Here is a 3,018-nt window from a genome sequence, read left to right as displayed (position 1 = left end):
CATGAGGGGGGCAGGACATGGGGGGAGACCACATATGACAGTGCTCGGAGACGGGCCGACGCTGTACGACACCGGGCCGGTGCCCGGGCCCGGCGGCTGGCCGGTGACCTACGAGCAGGTCGCGACCGGCAGCCTGCCGGTCGTGGAACCGCAGTTGGTGCCCCGGCTCAGCGCGGGACTGCGACTGCACGGCGAGTACCAGGGATCGGGGTTCACCGAACCCAAGTACATCGCCCGTCGGGGGGACGGGCAGGTCGTGCAGCTGTCACGGCTGCTGTACCTCGTGGCGTCGTCGGTCGACGGCCTGCGCGACACCGAGTCGATCGCCCACCGGGTGAGCGCGCGGTTCGGCCGCGAGGTCAGCGGCGACAACATCCGCTACCTGGTGGAGAAGAAGCTCGAACCGCTCGGGGTGACGGTCCCCGAGGGCCAGGAGAGCGACGAGGTCGACGCCCCGCGCTCCGACCTGCTGCTCGCCCTCAAGGGCCACCGGGTCATCTTCGACGAGCGGCGCACGGCGAAGATCGCGCGGATGTTCGCGTGGCTGCACCGGCCGGTCGTGGTCGCCGTCATGATCGCGGCGGCCGTGGCCATGGACGTCTGGCTCTTCGCCTTCTACGGGGCGATCGAGCCGGTCCTGGAGGTCCTCGACCAGCCGGTGCTGATCCTGGCCGTCTTCCTGCTGACCGTGGCCTCGCTCGTCTTCCACGAGTTCGGCCACGCCTCCGCGTGCAGATACGGCGGTGCCCGGCCCGGCTGCATCGGCTGCGGGATCTTCCTCATCTGGCCGTCGATGTACACCGACGTCACCGACGTCTACCGGATCGGCCGGGGCGGGCGGATCAGGACCGACCTCGGCGGCGTCTACTTCAATGTGGTCTTCATGCTCGGCATGGCCGGGCTGTACTTCGCCACCGGTGAGCCGTTCTTCCTGGCGGCCGTCTATCTCGGGCACTTCGAGATCCTCGAACAGCTGATGCCGGCCGTGCGCCTCGACGGCTACTACATCCTGGGCGACCTCGCGGGGGTGCCGGACCTCTACGGCAAGATCAAGCCGATCCTGCTGGGGCTGGTACCGGGGCGCAGGGGGCGGGCGGCGCGCAAGGAGGTCGCCGGGCTGAAGAAGTCGGCGCGGACCGTGGTTGCGGCCTGGGTGCTGACGATGGTGCCGCTGATCATCGGCGAGCTGGCGTACGCGCTGTGGAACCTGCCGAGGATCATCGCCACGATGACCCGGTCCATGGTCGAGCAGTTCTCCGGCACCGGGTCGGCCCTCGCGGACGGGAAGATCGTCGAGGGTCTCGTCGGGGTGCTGGGCTGTCTGATGCTGCTCATCCCGATGGGCGGGGTCGTCTATCTCACCGTGAAGATCGGGGGGCGGATCTTCCGTGCCGCCAAACGGTCCACGGACGGGCGGCCCGTGCTGCGGCTGGCGCTGTGCGCGGTGGTCTTCGCCGGGCTGACGGGGCTGAGCTACGCGTGGACCTCGGGTCTGACACCCCAGCCGCTGCCCAAGAAGCCGCCGATCGCGCCGATCCTCCAGCCGGGGGTGTCGACGGAGGAACCGGAGCCCCGGCAGGCCACGACACCGGACGGCGACGCGGCCACCTCGGGCGACGACCCGTCGGGCGACCCGTCCGGCACCGGCCCCGGCGCGGTCCCACCGGCTTCGGCGGGCGCCGCCTCGGGCTCCGCCGCCCCGTCCGCGGGCACCTCGGCCGCCGCCTCGGCGTCCGCCTCACCGGCCGCGTCCGCGACGGCGCCGGGCACGGCGACCGGCGGCACGGCCCGCGGTACGGCGTCCGCGGCCCCGGGCGGCTCCACGGACCCGGACCCGTCGTCACCGGGCACGGGCCCCGGTCCGTCCACCCCGGTCACCTCCCCGATCCCGTCGGAAAGCACCCAGCCCACCCCGACCGACACCGCACCTCCACCACCGGCCAGCGGCCCGCCGGCTTCTTCGTGAGAGAGGAGGGCGGCGGGGGCGGGACGGCTTGAGCCGTCGGTGCTCCGTGCCGTGGGCGGGGCGAGGGGAGGGCGTCGTACGTGACGGTCTCCCCGAGCACGACCGCCCCGGGCCGGAGTTCGCCGCGCGGCACGGCGGTCAGGCGTCGGCCACCGCCGCGGAGGTCGCCTCGGCGGCCAACATCGTGCGGGCCCTGAAGGGCGGGTGCCGTGAGCAGAGAGGTCCGCGAGTGCGCGGGGCGCCGGAGGTCCCGCCGTCGCCCTGCTTCACCGCCGGGCCCGGGGCCATCGCCGTCACCCCCCACATCCGTACCGACCACACACCCAAGGAGACCCCTTGAGCAGTCATCGAAAACCTCGTACCTCCACCCCGTTGACCCGCCGTGCCGTGCGCGTGGGGCTGTTCGCCGCCGGGGTCGCCGGTGTGGCGACCGCTGTGCCGGCGCAGGCCGCGGGCAACGGGCCCGCGAAGGTCGCCGTGGCCTCGGACCATGTGTTCAGCCGGGCCAACCAGCTCGACCACACCGAGGCGAAGGACTCCTTCACCATCCGCCAGTACGGCAATGTCAGCGCCGCCAACGTCCGCAACCAGGCGAACGCCGTGTCGTCGGGCTGCTCCGCCGATGACGCCTGCCGTTCGGTCGCGCTGTCCTTCCAGATCGTCACCTTCGCGGGCGAGCAGACCCGGCTGAACGCCGTGAACCTCAGCGACGCCGCCAACAAGAGCTGCACCGGCTGCCAGACCCTGGCCGGCGCCTACCAGTTCGTGGTCTCCACGCCCACCCCGCTCGCCCTCGACTCCTCCCACCGCCGCCAACTCGCCGACATCCACCGCAGGCTGGACGCGCTGACCCGCTCCAAGGTCCCCGCGTCCGACCTGCGCGCCCAGGCCGACGGCCTCGCGGCGGAGGTCAACGCCGTCCTCAAGGACGCCGTGGACCACGCCCCGAAGGGCGACGCCCAGCACGACGTCACCATGCGCCGTCACCTGGACGGCTGGCCGCCCCGCTGACCCACCCCGGACGTCCGGCCCACGGCGACCCCGTGGGCCGG

Annotated in this window: 3 protein-coding genes; all 3 read left to right on the top strand. The window is 72.8% G+C overall.

The window, feature by feature from the left end:
• The first annotated feature begins 34 nt into the window (after nucleotides 1–34).
• The 3 genes from ACFULQ_RS48920 to ACFULQ_RS48910 are packed head-to-tail and all read left to right on the top strand — an operon-like array spanning nucleotide 35 to nucleotide 2,977.
• Nucleotides 35–1,966, top strand: a complete 1,932-nt coding sequence (locus tag ACFULQ_RS48920; protein ID WP_383558278.1) for a hypothetical protein — start codon at nucleotides 35–37, stop codon at nucleotides 1,964–1,966.
• Between the two features lie 28 nt (nucleotides 1,967–1,994).
• Nucleotides 1,995–2,306 (top strand): hypothetical protein, encoded by a 312-nt coding sequence (locus tag ACFULQ_RS48915; protein ID WP_383558275.1) that lies wholly within the window; start codon nucleotides 1,995–1,997, stop codon nucleotides 2,304–2,306.
• Complete coding sequence (locus ACFULQ_RS48910; RefSeq protein ID WP_383558272.1) at nucleotides 2,303–2,977, top strand: hypothetical protein; 675 nt, start codon at nucleotides 2,303–2,305, stop codon at nucleotides 2,975–2,977. The genes ACFULQ_RS48915 and ACFULQ_RS48910 overlap by 4 nt, the downstream gene beginning before the upstream one ends.
• The last annotated feature ends 41 nt before the right edge of the window (nucleotides 2,978–3,018 follow it).

Source organism: Streptomyces sp. NPDC057253, from assembly GCF_042669125.1.
Lineage (GTDB): Bacteria > Actinomycetota > Actinomycetes > Streptomycetales > Streptomycetaceae > Streptomyces.
The sequence above is the reverse complement of the archived record's forward strand: the minus strand, read 5'-3'. Positions and strand labels throughout refer to the sequence as shown.